This is a genomic window from Kitasatospora sp. NPDC088861 (assembly GCF_044750105.1).
In the GTDB taxonomy this organism is placed as follows: domain Bacteria; phylum Actinomycetota; class Actinomycetes; order Streptomycetales; family Streptomycetaceae; genus Kitasatospora.
In genome coordinates, this window is record NZ_JBIVJF010000010.1 from 212591 (window position 1) to 228299 (window position 15709).

A 15709-nucleotide genomic window follows, 5' to 3' on the forward strand; every position below is an offset into this window, starting at 1 on the left:
CCCGGGTTGGCGGGGTGTTCGGGGCTGAGGCGAAACCGTACACCGAAATGGAAGTCATTTTCATCTGGTGTAACGTGAGCTCCGTCCCGCCCATTCCCGGACGCCAGGGAGCACCCATGTCCGCCCACTGCCAACTCACCGGCCGCCAACCCGGATTCGGCAACGCGATCTCGCACTCGCACCGCCGCACCCGCCGTCGCTTCGACCCCAACATCCAGCACAAGCGCTACTGGCTGCCCGGTGAGGGCCGGTACGTCCGGCTCACCCTCAGCGCCAAGGGCATCCGCACCATCGACACGATCGGCATCGAGGCCGCCGTCGCCCGCATCCGCGCCCGAGGGGGGAAGGTCTGATGGCCAAGCAGAGCAAGATCGCCAAGAACGAGCAGCGCCGCGCCGTCGTGGCCCGGTACGCCGAGCGCCGCGCCGAGCTCAAGCGGATCATCGCCCACCCCGGCACCGCCCCCGCCGAACGCGCGGACGCCCAGGCCGAACTCGCCCGCCAGCCTCGCGACGCCAGCGCCACCCGGATCCGCAACCGCGACGCCGTCGACGGCCGCCCCCGTGGCTACCTGCGCGCCTTCGGCCTCTCCCGGGTCAACCTCCGCGTTCACGCCCACGCCGGCCACCTGCCCGGCGTCCGCAAGGCCAGCTGGTGAGCGGCGTGGACGGGATCAAACTGCCCGTGGTGGTCGTCGCCGGACTGCACGCCGACGAACGCCGCGCCGCCGTCCGGGAGTTGGCGGCGGCAGCGGTGGACGCGGTGGTCCTCCACCATGACCTGCGGGAGGCCTCGCAGGGCGTCGTCCACCGTGAACTGCGCGACGCGGGAGGCGGGTTCGACGCCGCCGACGTCCCGCTGGTGAACGACTGCCCCTGCTGCGCCCTGCGCGAGGACCTGCTGCCGCGACTGCTGCGGATCGCCGACGAAGGCCGGTACGGGCTCGCGATCGTCGAACTGTGGGGCGGTAGCGACCCGCACCCGGCCGTCGAGGTGATCGCCGGGGGAGAGGCGGACGGCCGCCACCTGGAGGACGCCGTCGAACTCGCGGGCGTGGTCACGGCCGTCGACCCGGACCGGCTGATCGGCGAACTCTCCGTCTCCGACGACCTGGTGGAGCACGGCGAGCACACCGCCGTCCAGGACCAGCGGACCCGCGCGGAGGCGCTCGCCCACCAGGTCGAGTACGCCACCACCCTCGCCGTCCCGCGCGCGACGGCGCACGCGCCCGGGCTCGCGTTGCTCCGCCAGCTCCACCCCACCGCCCGGGTCGTCCGGCTCGGCACCGGGGCGCTCACCCGGGCCGCCCTCGGCGGCTTCGACGTCGCCGCCGCCCGCGACCGGGTCAACCCGGCGATCGCGCTGCTCCCGCAGGAGAGCGACGAGGCCGGCGTCACCACGCTGGTCTGGGAGCGCCGACGCCCGCTGCACCCCGAGCGGCTGCACCGGGCGCTGGAACTGCTCGTCCCCGCCGCCCAGCGCAGCCGCGGCCGCTTCTGGCTGGCCAACCGGCCCGACCTGATGCTCGCCTGGGACGCCGCCGGGGCCAACCTCGCCGTCGAGGAGTGCGGCCCCTGGCTCACCTCCCTGCCCGACGCCGCCTGGGAGCTCTACCCGCCCGCCCGCCGGGCCGCCGCCGCCCTCGACTGGCACCCTCTGCACGGCGACCGGGTGCAGCAGCTCAGCTTCACCGCGGAGGGCCTCGACGTCGACGGCGTCACCGGGCTGCTCGACTCCTGTCTGCTCACCGACGCCGAACTCGCGGCGGGCGAACCCGGCTGGAAGGCCCTGCCGGACGCCTTCCGGGACCTGCTCGACCCCGTTCACTGAGGAGCCGTCACTGTGCGTAAGCGACCGAACCCGCCCAAGGCCCGGCCGAACCCGTTGTTCACGGCCGGCATCGAGTACATCGACTACAAGGACACCGACCTGCTGCGGCGCTTCGTCTCCGACCGCGGCAAGATCCGGAGCCGCCGCGTCACCCGGCTCACCGTCCAGCAGCAGCGCGCCGTGGCCAGGGCCGTCAAGAACGCCCGCGAGATGGCCCTCCTCCCGTACGCCGCCGGCACCACCCGGTAACCGGACCACCGTCACCACCGCCACCACCGTCACCACCCGACAAGGAGCCCCCGATGGCCGTCCCCAAGCGCAAGACGTCCCGCAGCAACACCCGGCACCGCCGGGCCCAGTGGAAGGGCAAGGCCCCGAAGCTCGTCCCGATCACCCTCAACGGCCGCGAACTGCTCGTCCCCCAGAACCTGGTCCCCGCCTACCGCCGCGGCCTGATCGACCCGGAGGGGGCGTAGCGACCACGGAGGGGGCGTGCGGGGGTGGGGGCGCGCCCTGTCGGGGGTGCTCGGCGGGCGGATCGGAGTGGGGGTTCGTAGGCTCGACGCATGTCTGATGCGTACGCGGGTCGGCGGGAGCGGGTGAGGGAGCACTGCAGTGCGGCCGGGGCCGATGCGGCGCTGATCACCCGGGCGGCGAACGTGCGGTATCTGACGGGCTGCGCGCCCTGCGGGGCGACGCTGCTGCTGACCCGGGAGCGGGTGCTGCTGGCAGTGCCGGACGATCTGCCGGCGGACGACACCGGGGAACACCTGATCGCGCCGGACGTCACCCAGGTACCGGTGGCGGCCTCGGCGGACACCGCCCTGGCGGCGGCCGCCGCCGCCGTGCGACTGGGCGTGGCGGACCTGGCGGTGGAGGAGCACGACCTGACCGTCAGCCGCCACCGCGCGGTGGCGGGCCTGGCGGAGGGGGCCCGGCTGGCCGACCTGGGGCAGGTGGTCGAGCGGCTGCGGGTGGTCAAGGACGAGCACGAGATCGCCGACCTGCGGATCGCCGCCGAGATCGCCGACCAGGCGCTCGGCGAACTGCTGGAGTCGATCCTGGTCGGCCGCACCGAACGGCACCTGGCGATGGAGCTGGAACGCCGGATGATCGACCACGGCGCGGACCGGGCGGCCTACCCGGTGTCCGTCGGCACCGGCAGCCACTCCGGCCAGCCCGCCCACCAGCCGACCGACCGCCGGGTGGAGGAGGGCGACTTCCTCACCGTGGTGATGGGCGCCCAGTACCGGGGCTACGGCGTCTCCACCGCCCGGACCTTCGTGATCGGCGCCGCGCCCGCGCCCTGGCAGGTGGAGCTGCACCGGTTGGTGTTCCGGGCCCAGCGGGCCGCCCGGGAGGCACTCGGGCCGGGCGTGGAGCAGTACGTGCCCGACCGGGCCGCGCGGCAGATCCTGGAGGCGGCCGGCCACACCGAGACCTCCCCGCACCCGGTGGGCCACGGCATCGGGCTGGAGATCCGGGAGGCGCCGCGCCTCGGTCCGTCGGACATGGGTAAACTGGACAGCCGCGTGCCGGTCACCGTCGGCCCAGGGGTCCACCTCCCGGGCAAGGGCGGTGTCCGGATCGAGGACACGCTCGTGGTGCGTCCCCCAGAGGAGGGCGGGCCCGAGCTGCTCACCATCACCACCAAGGAGCTCCTCGCCCTGTGACCGCGGCCGCCCGTCGGCCGTCGGCGGCAGGACGCAAGCCTTGGTTCCTTGACAGCTATATCCAGGAGTAAGTGCGCCCGTGGCTTCCACGAACGATCTCAAGAACGGCATGGTCCTCAAGCTGGAGGGCGGCAAGCTCTGGTCCGTCGTCGAGTTCCAGCACGTCAAGCCCGGCAAGGGCCCGGCCTTCGTGCGCACGAAGCTCAAGGAGGTCCTGACCGGCAAGGTCGTCGACAAGACCTTCAACGCCGGCACCAAGGTCGAGACCGCCAACGTCGACAAGCGCGGCATGCAGTTCTCGTACAAGGACGGCGAGAACTTCGTGTTCATGGACACGGACACCTACGACCAGATCGTGGTCGAGCCGGCCGTCGTCGGCGACGCCTCCAAGTACCTGCTGGAGGGCTTCGAGGCCCTGGTCGCCATGTACGAGGGCTCCCCGCTGTACATCGAGCTCCCGGCCTCCGTCGAGCTGCTGATCTCCCACACCGAGCCGGGCGTCCAGGGCGACCGCTCCACCGGCGGCTCCAAGCCGGCCACGCTGGAGACCGGTGCCGAGATCGCCGTGCCGCTCTTCATCGTCACCGGTGAGAAGATCAAGGTCGACACCCGCGACGGCAGCTACCTCGGCCGGGTGAAGTAAGTCCGTGTCGGCCGCACGTAGCAAGGCCCGCACCCGGGCCTTCCAGATCCTCTTCGAGGCCGACCACCGCGGGGTCGACCCGCAGCGGGTCCTCGCGGACTGGGTGGCCCGCGCCCGCGAGCCGAAGCCCGACGAGGGCACCCCGCAGGTCGGCGAGTACACCATGGAGCTGATCGAGGGGTACGTCCAGCACGCTCGCCGGATCGACGACCTGATCTCGCAGTACGCGGTGGGCTGGACCCTCGACCGGATGCCGATCGTGGACCGCAACGTCCTGCGGCTCGGCGCCTACGAGCTGATCTGGGAGGACGGCGTCCCGGACGCGGTCGTCCTGGACGAGGCCGTGGAGATCGCCAAGGAGTTCTCCACGGACGACTCCCCGGCCTTCGTCAACGGCCTGCTCGCCCGCTTCCTGGAGCTGAAGCCGAGCATCCGCCGGTAGGTCCCGACCACCGGCGGTGGTGAGACCCGCAGAACGGCCGCTGGACCCGGATTCCGGGTCCGGCGGCCGTCGCGCGTTTCACCCGGGCGGCGTAAGGTGGTGCCCTACTCGCCAGTAACTTGGCGTTCGGAAACCCGCAGTGAAGGGCAGGCCACCCCCATGACCACCGCGACCCGCAGCGAGTTCGACCAGGGCATCGCCCTGACCCGGCACCCTGACGAGCCCGGCCGCTACGAGGCCGAACTCGGTGCCGGCTGGCAGATCGGCGGCGGGGTCAACGGCGGGCTGCTGCTCGCCGTCGCCGGACACGCGCTGTCGCTGGAGCACGGCGACCACCCCGACCCGGTGTCGATCAGTGGTTACTACCTGTCCGCCTCCACGCCCGGCCCAGCCACCGTCCGCACCGAGGTGCTGCGCACCGGCCGCGGGCTCTCCACCGGCACCGCCTCGCTCAGCCAGGACGGCGTGGAGCGGCTGCGGGTGGTCGCCAGCCACGGCGACCTCTCCACCGCCGACGGCGAGGTGCGCACCAGCGCCGTGCCGCCGCAGCTGCCGCCGCCGGACCAGTGCGTCGGCGTCGAGCACGCGCCCCGGGAGCTGATCGCCCAGGCCGAGCTGCTGGAGCGTTTCGACCTGCGGCTGGACCCGGCCACCATCGGCTGGGCGCTCGGGCAGCCGTCCGGCAACGGGCGGATCCAGGGCTGGTTCCGGCTCGCCGACGGCCGCGATCCCGACCCGCTGCTGCTCCTGCTGGTCGCCGACGCGCTGCCGCCGGTGACCTTCGACCTGGGCCTGCCCGGGTGGGCCCCGACCGTCGAACTGACCGTCCACCTGCGGGCCAGGCCGGTCCCGGGCTGGCTGCGGGTCACCCACGCCACCCGCAACGTGGCCGGCGGGTACTTCGAGGAGGACGCCGAGGTCTGGGACGAGTCCGGCCGCCTGGTCGCGCAGTCCCGCCAGCTCGCCCGGGTGCCGCGGACGGCGTGAATCACATCGTCTTACCGTCGGTTACATTCCTGTGACACGCCGTACGTGTGCGGCGCGCGCGGATGGGGAGATAGACGGTCAGCGGCGAGCCGGCCGCTGACCGTCACCCGCCGACGGTACCCGTCGATGCCAGGAGCCATCCCGTGAGCGAGCGCAGCGAGCGAACCACCGAGAGGCGCGCAGGGGCGCAGGCCCGTGCCGAGCGCAGCGAGGTGGGCGCATGAGCCGCAACGGCCGCGCCCGCCGCAACTCCGACTGCACCGCCGGCGGCCCGCGACCCACGGTGCGGGCGCCGCACCAGCGGCGGCGGGTCGAGGGGGCCGAGCAGGCGTTCGTCATCGGGATCCTGACCAGCGCGGCCGACTTCGCCCGGGCCCGTGCCTGGGGGCTGTCGAACGCCGCCGACCACGAGCACTACCTGGCCGAGACCGCCGAGCTGCTGGCCGACGCCCTGGAGCGCTTCGACACCGTGCGGGCCCGGATGTTCCACCCGCAGGACTTCGCGGAGTTCTGCGTGCTGCACGGGCTGGACCCGGCCGAGCCGCTCGCCCGCGACCGCTACCTGGTCAATCCGCCGTTGCAGACCCAGCTGTTGGCCTATCAGGGCGAGGAACTGGCCGGGGACTTCGTGCCGCGCCTGGTCCGGGCCCGGGAGAACGGGCTGACGCTCTGCCACGCCGACCTGCTGCTGGACGGCGGCCTGTCCGGGGCTGCGGGCGAGGTCGACGAGGAGCACGCCCGCTGGGTGCGCGCCGCCCGCCAGCGCGGCGCCGAGGTGTTCCGCCGGATGCTGGTCGGCGCGGGCGCCGGGGTGTACGAGCTGCGGCTGCGGGTGGACGCGCCGGGCGGGCGGCTGACCGCGGCGGCCCGGGTGCTGCAGTGGGAGGACGGCGTGGTCCGGATCAACGACGAGGACCTGGAGCTGGTCTGCGCGGTGCTGTGCGCCGGATTGGCGCTGGAGCTGCCGGGGGTGGCGGTGCTGCACGGCTCGCAGGGCTCGGTGGCGGCGGGCGGTGCCCGTGGCGGAGCCGCCGACGAGCACTTCCTGCCGGCCTCCTGGGCCTGGTCGAGCGGCGGGCAGGACTGGGCGCCGGCTGCCGGGCCGGTGCGGCTGGACGGCGTGGCGGCGCAGCCCGGCTACAGCCTGGGGACGGTCTGCTGAGCCGGCCGTGGACGCGCGACGGCGCGGCCCCCGGGATGCGGGGTGCCGCGCCGTGACGTTTCTGCACGGCCCGGGGCGTGGCCCGGACCGCGGACCGAGCCGGCGGGAGCCGGTGCGGCGAGCGTCAGCTCGCCTCCTCCTCGCGCACCGCGCGGCGCGCGTCGGGGTTCAGCACGCCCCAGGAGATCAGCTGCTCGGTGAGGATCGACGGCGACTGGTCGTAGATGACCGCCAGGGTGCGCAGGTCGTCCTGGCGGATCGACAGCACCTTGCCGTTGTAGTCGCCGCGCTGGCTCTGGATCGTCGCCGCGTAGCGCTGCAGCGGGCCGGCCTTCTCGGACGGGACCTGGGTCAGTCTCTCCAGGTCGAGCACCAGGCGCGGCGGCGGCTCGGCCGCGCCGCCGGGGGTGCCGCCGGGCAGCAGCTCCTGCACCGGGACGCCGTAGAACTCCGCCAGCTCGGCCAGCCGCTGCACGGTGACCGCACGGTCGCCGCGCTCGTACGAGCCGACGACGACTGCCTTCCAGCGCCCCTGGGACTTCTCCTCGACACCGTGCAGGGAGAGACCCTGCTGAGTGCGGATCGCTCGGAGCTTGCCTCCGAGTTGCTTCGCGTAGTCGCTGGACATTGATCTCCCCGGACGAGATTGCTTCGCGTTCAGTGGTGGGTCACGGACGATTGCCGACGCCGTTACCGGTGGGTTCGACGTCCGTCTCGTAACTCACTGTGAGGTTACGTAGAGTAAGGTAGCTGCGTCAAGCCGAATGGGGCAGTCGTGCGAATGGCCCGCATCCGCGGCGCGTCCGGGGCGTGAACCCGGCGAAGCGGAATGGTGCGTGTCCGGTTGCCTCCCGGCCCGCTGCTAGGATGGCTCGAAGCCCACGCCCGGTCGGCGGGGGCAGTCCCAGACATCCTTTAAGGCCCGTCCAGTGAGGCGGGGAAGGAGGTCCGCTTCGGCATGACCACACACCAAGATTCGACGCCGCGACCGCCGCACCAGGTGCTGGACGGCACGGACATCGCCCGGGTCGTCACCCGGATAGCGCACGAGATCGTCGAGCGCGCCAAGGGCGCAGAGGACGTCGTGCTGCTCGGCATCCACACCAGGGGCGTCCACCTCGCCCGCCGCCTGCACGGCCGGCTGGCCCAGATCACCGGGCGCGAGATCCCGCTCGGTGCCCTGGACATCACCATGTACCGGGACGACCTGCGGCTCAAGCCCGCCCGCGCCCTGGAGCACACCGAGATCCCGTCCGGCGGCATCGACGGCAAGCTCGTCATCCTCGTCGACGACGTGCTCTTCTCCGGCCGCACCATCCGGGCCGCGCTCGACGCGCTGAACGACATCGGCCGCCCGCGCGCCGTCCAGCTCGCCGTCCTGGTCGACCGCGGCCACCGCGAGCTGCCGATCCGGGCCGACTACGTGGGCAAGAACCTCCCCACCTCGCTGCGCGAGGCCGTGCAGGTGCGCCTGTCCGACAGCGACGGCGTGGACGCCGTGCTGGTCGGCGACCGCGACTACACCGATGCGTCGCGCTCCGCGCGCGATGAACAGGGTTCGCAGGCCCTGGCCTCCCAGCCGTCCGAACCGCACCTTTCGGAGTAACCCGCGTGAAGCGCCACCTCGTCTCCGCCGCCGATCTCACCCGCGACGACGCGCTGCTGATCCTGGACACCGCCGAGGAGCTGGCCCAGCTCTCCGGACGGGCCGTCAAGAAGCTGCCCACGCTGCGCGGCCGGACCGTCGTCAACCTCTTCTTCGAGGACTCGACCCGCACCAAGACCTCCTTCGAGGTCGCCGAGAAGCGGCTCTCCGCCGACGTCATCAACTTCTCCGCCAAGGGCTCCTCCGTCTCCAAGGGCGAGAGCCTCAAGGACACCGCGCTCACCCTCCAGGCGATGGGCGCCGACGCGGTCGTCGTCCGGCACCACGCCTCGGGCGCGCCGGCCCGTCTCGCCCAGTCCGACTGGCTGCACGGCAGTGTGATCAACGCCGGTGACGGCACCCACGAGCACCCCACCCAGGCGCTGCTCGACGCCTTCACCATGCGCCGCCACCTCAACGCCGGGCTGGGCCACGACCTCGCCGGGCGCCGGGTGACCATCGTCGGCGACATCCTGCACAGCCGGGTCGCCCGTTCCAACGTGCACCTGCTGACCACCCTCGGTGCCCAGGTGACCTTCGTCGCCCCGCCGACGCTGCTGCCGATCGGCATCGAGAACTGGCCCTGCGAGGTCAGCTACGACCTGGACCGCGTGCTCCCCAAGACGGACGCGGTGATGATGCTGCGGGTGCAGCGCGAGCGGATGAACGCCGCGTTCTTCCCGACCGAGCGCGAGTACAGCCGTCGCTACGGCCTGAACGGCACCCGGATGTCCCAGCTGCCCGAGCACGCCATCGTGATGCACCCCGGCCCGATGGTGCGCGGCATGGAGATCACCGCCGAGGTCGCCGACTCGCCGCGCTGCACCGTGGTCGAGCAGGTCGCCAACGGCGTGTCGGTCCGGATGGCCGTCCTGTACCTGCTGCTCGGGGGAGCCACCCTCAACGACGCCCGCACCGACTCCGTGGAGACCGCTCAGTGACCACCTACCTGATCCGCAACGCCCAGATCCTCGGCGGTGCCCCGCAGGACCTCCACCTCGCCGACGGTGTGATCAAGGCGATCGGCACCGACCTGGCGGTCGAGGCGGACATCGAGATCGAGGCCGGCGGCCTGATCGTGCTGCCCGGTCTCGTCGACCTGCACACCCACCTGCGCGAGCCCGGCCGCGAGGACGCCGAGACCGTGCTCACCGGCACCCGGGCCGCCGCGATGGGCGGCTTCACCGCCGTGCACGCGATGGCCAACACCACCCCGGTGGCCGACACCGCCGGCGTGGTCGAGCAGGTCTGGCGGCTCGGCCAGGAGGCCGGCTACTGCGACGTGCAGCCGGTCGGCGCCGTCACCGTCGGCCTGGAGGGCAACAAGCTCGCCGAGCTGGGCGCGATGCACGAGTCCGCCGCGAACGTGCGGGTCTTCTCCGACGACGGCAAGTGCGTGGACGACGCGGTGCTGATGCGCCGCGCCCTGGAGTACGTCAAGGCCTTCGACGGCGTCGTCGCCCAGCACGCCCAGGAGCCGCGGCTCACCGAGGGCGCCCAGATGAACGAGGGCCAGGTCTCCGGCGAGCTCGGGCTCGGCGGCTGGCCGGCCGTCGCCGAGGAGTCGATCATCGCGCGGGACGTGCTGCTCGCCGCGCACGTCGGCTCCCGGCTGCACGTCTGCCACGTCTCCACCGCCGGTTCGGTCGAGATCATCCGCTGGGCCAAGGCCAAGGGCTGGGACGTCACCGCCGAGGTCACCCCGCACCACCTGCTGCTCACCGACGAGCTGGTCCGCTCCTACGACCCGGTCTACAAGGTCAACCCGCCGCTGCGCACCGCCGAGGACGTCCAGGCGCTGCGCAAGGCGCTCGCGGACGGCACCATCGACGCCGTCGCCACCGACCACGCGCCGCACCCGGACGAGGACAAGGACTGCGAGTGGGCCGTCGCGGCGATGGGCATGGTCGGCCTGGAGACCGCGCTGTCGGTCGTGCAGCAGACCATGGTGGACACCGGCCTGCTGAACTGGGAGGGCGTCGCCGACCGCATGTCGCACCGCCCGGCCCGGATCGGCCGTCTCGCCGGACAGGGCCGTCCCGTCTCGGTCGGTGAGCCGGCCAACCTGGTGCTGTTCGATCCCGCGTACCGTGGTGCCGTGAACCCGGACAGCTTCGCCACCCGTAGCCGCAACACCCCCTACAAGGGCCTTGACCTGCCCGGACGGGTGCACGCCACCTTCCTGCGCGGGCGCGCCACCGTGCTGGCCGGCGAGCTGGCCGAGCAGGGTGGGGCGGCGTGACCGGCCCGGCCGCGCTCGCCCAGGAGCAGGCCAAGGTCACCAACTGGCCCGGGTACATCGGCTGGGCCGTCGGCCTGCTGATCGTCATCGGGCTCGTCTACTGGCTGATGCGGCAGGGCTGGAACTGGCGGCGCACCCTCCAGTCCGGCATCCCGCCGCTGCCCGCCGTGCCGGCCGGCGCCGGGCGGACCATCCTGGAGACCAGCGGGCGGTACCACGGCTCCACCACCGCCGGGAACTGGCTCGACCGCGTCGTCGCGCACGGCCTGGGCACCCGCAGCCGCGCCGACCTCACCCTCGGCGAGGACGGCCTGCTGGTGCGGCGCCCCGGTGACGTCGACCTCTGGATCCCGGCCGGACACCTGACCGGTGCCCGCACGGACTCTGGGATCGCCGGCAAGGTCGTCCCGGCCGGGCTGCTCGTCGTCACCTGGACGCACGAGGGCACCGAGCTGGACTCGGGCTTCCGGGCCGACCACCCGGACGAGCACGCCGCCTGGGTCGAGGCGATCGCCCAACTCGCAACACGTACGAAGACGAAGACGGAAGAGGCCGCTCAATGACCGCACCTGCCCCCACCACGCAGCGCCGACGGCGGGAGCGCACCCCCGCCGTGCTCGTCCTGGAGGACGGCCGGACCTTCCGCGGCGAGGCCTACGGCGCGACCGGCGAGACCTTCGGCGAGGCCGTCTTCAACACCGGCATGTCCGGCTACCAGGAGACCCTCACCGACCCGTCGTACCACCGCCAGGTGGTCGTGATGACCGCCCCGCAGATCGGCAACACCGGCTGGAACGACGAGGACGACGAGTCCAAGCGGATCTGGGTCGCCGGGTACGTCGTGCGCGACCCCGCCCGGGTGGCGTCGAACTGGCGCTCCACCCGCTCGCTGGACGAGGAGCTCGTCCGCCAGGGCGTCGTCGGCATCAGCGGCATCGACACCCGGGCGCTCACCCGCCACCTGCGCGAGCGCGGCGCGATGCGCTGCGGCATCTTCTCCGGCGAGGCGCTGACCGACCAGGCCGAACTGCTCGCCCGGGTGCAGCGGTCGCCCGAGATGAAGGGCGCCGACCTGTGCGCCGAGGTGGCCACCACCGAGGCGTACGTCGTGCCCGCGATCGGTCCCGGCGGCGAAGCCCTGCCCATCGGCACTGCGGAGTTCACCGTCGCCGCGCTGGACCTCGGCATCAAGGGGATGACCCCGCAGCGGATGGCCGAGCGCGGCATCGAGGTGCACGTGCTGCCGGCCAACTCCACCCTGGAGGACCTCTACGCGGTCCAGCCGGACGGCGTGTTCTTCTCCAACGGCCCGGGCGACCCGGCCACCGCCGACCACCAGGTCGCCGTCGCGCAGGGCGTGCTGGAACGCGGGACCCCGTTCTTCGGGATCTGCTTCGGCAACCAGATCCTCGGCCGCGCGCTGGGCTTCGGCACCTACAAGCTCAAGTACGGCCACCGCGGCATCAACCAGCCGGTGCAGGACCGCACCACCGGCAAGGTCGAGGTGACCGCGCACAACCACGGCTTCGCCGTGGACGCACCGCTGGACCGGGTGAGCGACACCCCCTTCGGGCGGGTCGAGGTCTCCCACGTCTGCCTCAACGACGACGTGGTCGAGGGCCTCCAGGCGCTCGACGTCCCCGCCTTCAGCGTGCAGTACCACCCAGAAGCGGCGGCCGGCCCGCACGACGCGGCCTACCTCTTCGACCGGTTCGTCGAGCTCATGCGAGGCGACGACAAGCACAGCGTGAAGCTCATGGAGGGCCAGCGTGCCTAAGCGCACTGACATCAAGTCCGTCCTGGTGATCGGGTCCGGCCCGATCGTGATCGGCCAGGCCGCCGAGTTCGACTACTCGGGCACGCAGGCCTGCCGCGTCCTCAAGGCCGAGGGCCTGCGGGTCGTGCTGGTCAACTCCAACCCGGCCACGATCATGACCGACCCGGAGATCGCCGACGCCACCTACGTCGAGCCGATCACCCCGGAGTTCGTCGAGCGGATCATCGCCAAGGAGCGCCCCGACGCGCTGCTGCCGACCCTCGGCGGGCAGACCGCGCTCAACACCGCGATCTCCCTGCACTCGGCCGGCACGCTGGAGAAGTACGGCGTCGAGCTGATCGGCGCCGACGTGGTGGCGATCAACAAGGGCGAGGACCGCCAGCTGTTCAAGGGCGTCGTCGAGGCGGTCAACGCCAAGATCGGCCACGGCGAGTCCGCCCGCTCGGTCATCTGCCACTCGATGGACGACGTGCTGGCCGGCGTCGACACGCTCGGCGGCTACCCGGTCGTCGTGCGCCCCTCCTTCACCATGGGCGGCGCCGGCTCCGGCTTCGCCCACGACGAGGAGGACCTGCGCCGCATCGCCGGCCAGGGCCTGGCCCTCTCGCCGACCACCGAGGTGCTCCTGGAGGAGTCCATCCTCGGCTGGAAGGAGTACGAGCTGGAGCTGATGCGCGACAAGAACGACAACGTCGTGGTCGTCTGCTCCATCGAGAACTTCGACCCGATGGGCGTGCACACCGGTGACTCGATCACCGTCGCCCCGGCGATGACCCTCACCGACCGTGAGTACCAGATCCTGCGCGACATCGGCATCGCCGTGATCCGCGAGGTCGGCGTCGACACCGGCGGCTGCAACATCCAGTTCGCCGTCAACCCCGACGACGGCCGGGTCATCGTCATCGAGATGAACCCGCGGGTGTCGCGCTCCTCCGCGCTGGCCTCGAAGGCGACCGGCTTCCCGATCGCCAAGATCGCCGCCAAGCTGGCCGTCGGCTACACGCTCGACGAGATCCCCAACGACATCACCGAGCAGACCCCGGCCTCCTTCGAGCCGGCCCTCGACTACGTCGTGGTGAAGGTCCCCCGGTTCGCGTTCGAGAAGTTCCCGAGCGCCGACGCCACGCTGACCACCACCATGAAGTCGGTCGGCGAGGCCATGGCCATGGGCCGCAACTTCCCCGAGGCGCTGCAGAAGGCGCTGCGCTCGCTGGAGAAGAAGGGCTCCCAGTTCTCCTGGACCGGCCCGGTCGGCGACAAGGCCGAGCTGCTGGTCAAGGCGGTCGTGCCGACCGACGGCCGGATCAACACCGTGATGCAGGCCATCCGGGCCGGCGCCACCCCGGAGGAGGTGTTCGAGGCCACCAAGATCGACCCGTGGTTCGTCGACCAGCTCTTCCTGCTCGACGAGATCGCCGGCGAGCTGACCGAGGCCGCCGAGCTCACCCCCGAGCTGCTGCGCCACGCCAAGCGGCACGGCTTCTCCGACCAGCAGATCGGCGAGATCCGCGGTCTGAAGCCGGACGTCGTCCGCGAGGTCCGGCACGCGCTCGGCATCCGCCCGGTGTTCAAGACCGTCGACACCTGCGCCGCCGAGTTCGCCGCCAAGACCCCGTACTTCTACTCGTCCTACGACGAGGAGAACGAGGTCGCCCCGCGCACCAAGCCGGCCGTGATCATCCTCGGCTCCGGCCCGAACCGCATCGGCCAGGGCATCGAGTTCGACTACTCCTGCGTGCACGCCTCCTTCGCGCTGGCCGACGCCGGGTACGAGACCGTGATGGTCAACTGCAACCCGGAGACCGTCTCCACCGACTACGACACCTCCGACCGGCTCTACTTCGAGCCGCTCACCCTGGAGGACGTGCTGGAGATCGTCCACGCCGAGCAGCAGGCCGGCCCGCTGGCCGGCGTGATCGTCCAGCTCGGCGGCCAGACCCCGCTCGGCCTGGCCCAGGCGCTCAAGGACAACGGCGTGCCGATCGTCGGCACCCAGCCCGAGGCGATCGACCTCGCCGAGGAGCGCGGCGCCTTCGGCCGCGTGCTGCGCGACGCCGGCCTGCCCGCCCCCAAGCACGGCACCGCCTTCTCCTTCGCCGAGGCCAAGGCCATCGCCGACGAGATCGGCTACCCGGTGCTCGCCCGCCCGTCGTACGTGCTCGGCGGCCGCGGCATGGAGATCGTCTACGACGAGGCCTCGCTCGCCTCCTACCTGGAGCGCCACGCCGGCCTGATCTCCGAGCACCCGGTGCTCATCGACCGCTTCCTCGACGACGCGGTGGAGATCGACGTCGACGCGCTCTACGACGGCACCGAGCTCTACCTCGGCGGCGTCATGGAGCACATCGAGGAGGCCGGCATCCACTCCGGCGACTCCGCCTGCGCGCTGCCCCCGATCACCCTCGGCGGCTACGACATCAAGCGCCTGCGCACCTCCACCGAGGCCATCGCGCGCGGCGTCGGCGTCCGCGGCCTGATCAACATCCAGTTCGCACTGGCCGGGGACATCCTGTACGTGCTGGAGGCCAACCCGCGCGCCTCCCGCACCGTGCCGTTCACCTCCAAGGCGACCGCCGTGCCGCTGGCCAAGGCCGCCGCCCGGATCTCGCTCGGCGCCACCATCGCCGAACTGCGGGCCGAGGGCCTGCTCCCGGCCGAGGGCGACGGCGGCACGCTGCCGGCCGACGCGCCGATCGCGGTCAAGGAGGCCGTGATGCCGTGGAGCCGCTTCCGCGACATCCACGGCCGCGGCGTGGACACCGTGCTCGGCCCGGAGATGCGGTCGACCGGCGAGGTCATGGGCATCGACAAGGTCTTCGGCACGGCCTACGCCAAGGCCCAGGCCGGCGCCTACGGCGCGCTGCCGACCAAGGGCAAGGTCTTCGTCTCGGTCGCCAACCGCGACAAGCGCAACCTGGTCTTCCCGGCCCGCGCGCTGGTCGGCCTCGGCTTCGAGGTGCTCGCCACCGCCGGCACCGCCGAGGTGCTGCACCGCGGCGGCATCCCGTCCACGCTGGTGCGCAAGCACAGCGAGGGCGAGGGCCCCAACGGCGAGCGGACCATCGTCCAGCTGATCCACGACGGTGAGGTCGACCTCATCATCAACACGCCGTACGGCACCGGCGGGCGCCTCGACGGCTACGAGATCCGCACCGCCGCCGTGTCCCGCGGCGTGCCCTGCCTGACCACGGTCCAGGCGATGGGCGCGGCCGTCCAGGGCATGGACGCGCTGCTGCGCGACGAGGTCGGGGTGATGTCGCTCCAGGAGCACGCCGCGCTGATCAACGCCGGCCGCAAGTAGCACCACC

At 72.3% G+C, this 15709-nt stretch carries 17 protein-coding genes; 16 read left to right on the plus strand and 1 reads right to left on the minus strand.

What is annotated here, in order from left to right; all coding sequences use genetic code 11:
• Nucleotides 1-116 precede the first annotated feature (116 nt).
• From rpmB to ACIP37_RS19690, 10 genes are all read left to right on the plus strand, one after another.
• The gene (gene rpmB, locus ACIP37_RS19645) at nucleotides 117-353 is read left to right on the plus strand and encodes a 50S ribosomal protein L28 (RefSeq protein WP_363583124.1); all 237 of its coding nucleotides are present in this window, start codon (nucleotides 117-119) and stop codon (nucleotides 351-353) included.
• Entirely contained in the window at nucleotides 353-658 is a 306-nt protein-coding gene (gene rpsN, locus ACIP37_RS19650) for a 30S ribosomal protein S14 (RefSeq protein WP_363583126.1), read from the plus strand. Before rpmB ends, rpsN begins: the two co-directional genes overlap by 1 nt.
• A gap of 5 nt (nucleotides 659-663) precedes the next feature.
• Nucleotides 664-1830 (plus strand): CobW family GTP-binding protein, encoded by a 1167-nt coding sequence (locus ACIP37_RS19655; RefSeq protein ID WP_400844160.1) that lies wholly within the window; start codon nucleotides 664-666, stop codon nucleotides 1828-1830.
• Nucleotides 1831-1842: 12 nt separating this feature from the next.
• Nucleotides 1843-2079, plus strand: a complete 237-nt coding sequence (gene rpsR / locus ACIP37_RS19660; RefSeq protein ID WP_363583130.1) for a 30S ribosomal protein S18 — start codon at nucleotides 1843-1845, stop codon at nucleotides 2077-2079.
• A 53-nt stretch (nucleotides 2080-2132) separates the two neighbouring features.
• Nucleotides 2133-2306 (plus strand): 50S ribosomal protein L32, encoded by a 174-nt coding sequence (gene rpmF, locus ACIP37_RS19665; RefSeq protein ID WP_063346769.1) that lies wholly within the window; start codon nucleotides 2133-2135, stop codon nucleotides 2304-2306.
• A 90-nt stretch (nucleotides 2307-2396) separates the two neighbouring features.
• The gene (locus ACIP37_RS19670) at nucleotides 2397-3503 is read left to right on the plus strand and encodes an aminopeptidase P family protein (RefSeq protein ID WP_363583132.1); all 1107 of its coding nucleotides are present in this window, start codon (nucleotides 2397-2399) and stop codon (nucleotides 3501-3503) included.
• Between the two features lie 79 nt (nucleotides 3504-3582).
• Nucleotides 3583-4146: an elongation factor P gene (gene efp, locus ACIP37_RS19675; RefSeq protein ID WP_350877845.1), complete on the plus strand. Its 564-nt coding sequence runs from the start codon at nucleotides 3583-3585 to the stop codon at nucleotides 4144-4146.
• 4 nt (nucleotides 4147-4150) lie between these two features.
• Entirely contained in the window at nucleotides 4151-4588 is a 438-nt protein-coding gene (gene nusB / locus ACIP37_RS19680) for a transcription antitermination factor NusB (RefSeq protein WP_063346766.1), read from the plus strand.
• Nucleotides 4589-4747: 159 nt separating this feature from the next.
• Complete coding sequence (locus ACIP37_RS19685) at nucleotides 4748-5575, plus strand: thioesterase family protein (RefSeq protein ID WP_363583134.1); 828 nt, start codon at nucleotides 4748-4750, stop codon at nucleotides 5573-5575.
• 220 nt (nucleotides 5576-5795) lie between these two features.
• Complete coding sequence (locus tag ACIP37_RS19690) at nucleotides 5796-6737, plus strand: hypothetical protein (protein WP_363583136.1); 942 nt, start codon at nucleotides 5796-5798, stop codon at nucleotides 6735-6737.
• A gap of 124 nt (nucleotides 6738-6861) precedes the next feature.
• Here the strand turns inward: ACIP37_RS19690 and ACIP37_RS19695 are convergent, their stop codons facing one another.
• Nucleotides 6862-7365, minus strand: a complete 504-nt coding sequence (locus tag ACIP37_RS19695) for a transcriptional regulator (protein ID WP_031072501.1) — start codon at nucleotides 7363-7365, stop codon at nucleotides 6862-6864.
• A 330-nt stretch (nucleotides 7366-7695) separates the two neighbouring features.
• Between ACIP37_RS19695 and pyrR the strand changes: the two genes are divergently transcribed.
• From pyrR to carB, 6 genes are read left to right on the plus strand one after another with little or no spacing between them, the layout of a single operon-like run.
• Nucleotides 7696-8343 carry a bifunctional pyr operon transcriptional regulator/uracil phosphoribosyltransferase PyrR gene (pyrR, locus tag ACIP37_RS19700; RefSeq protein WP_363583138.1) on the plus strand — a complete coding sequence of 216 codons (648 nt, stop codon included), beginning with the start codon at nucleotides 7696-7698 and terminating at the stop codon, nucleotides 8341-8343.
• A 5-nt stretch (nucleotides 8344-8348) separates the two neighbouring features.
• The gene (locus ACIP37_RS19705) at nucleotides 8349-9323 is read left to right on the plus strand and encodes an aspartate carbamoyltransferase catalytic subunit (RefSeq protein ID WP_363583140.1); all 975 of its coding nucleotides are present in this window, start codon (nucleotides 8349-8351) and stop codon (nucleotides 9321-9323) included.
• A complete protein-coding gene (locus ACIP37_RS19710; RefSeq protein WP_400803561.1) occupies nucleotides 9320-10624 on the plus strand; it encodes a dihydroorotase in 1305 nt (434 codons plus the stop codon). The genes ACIP37_RS19705 and ACIP37_RS19710 overlap by 4 nt, the downstream gene beginning before the upstream one ends.
• On the plus strand, nucleotides 10621-11187 hold the full coding sequence (locus ACIP37_RS19715) for a hypothetical protein (protein ID WP_363583142.1): 567 nt from the start codon (nucleotides 10621-10623) through the stop codon (nucleotides 11185-11187). Before ACIP37_RS19710 ends, ACIP37_RS19715 begins: the two co-directional genes overlap by 4 nt.
• Nucleotides 11184-12401 (plus strand): glutamine-hydrolyzing carbamoyl-phosphate synthase small subunit, encoded by a 1218-nt coding sequence (carA, locus tag ACIP37_RS19720; RefSeq protein WP_363583144.1) that lies wholly within the window; start codon nucleotides 11184-11186, stop codon nucleotides 12399-12401. The genes ACIP37_RS19715 and carA overlap by 4 nt, the downstream gene beginning before the upstream one ends.
• Nucleotides 12394-15702: a carbamoyl-phosphate synthase large subunit gene (gene carB / locus ACIP37_RS19725; RefSeq protein WP_363583146.1), complete on the plus strand. Its 3309-nt coding sequence runs from the start codon at nucleotides 12394-12396 to the stop codon at nucleotides 15700-15702. The genes carA and carB overlap by 8 nt, the downstream gene beginning before the upstream one ends.
• Nucleotides 15703-15709: the final 7 nt, after the last annotated feature.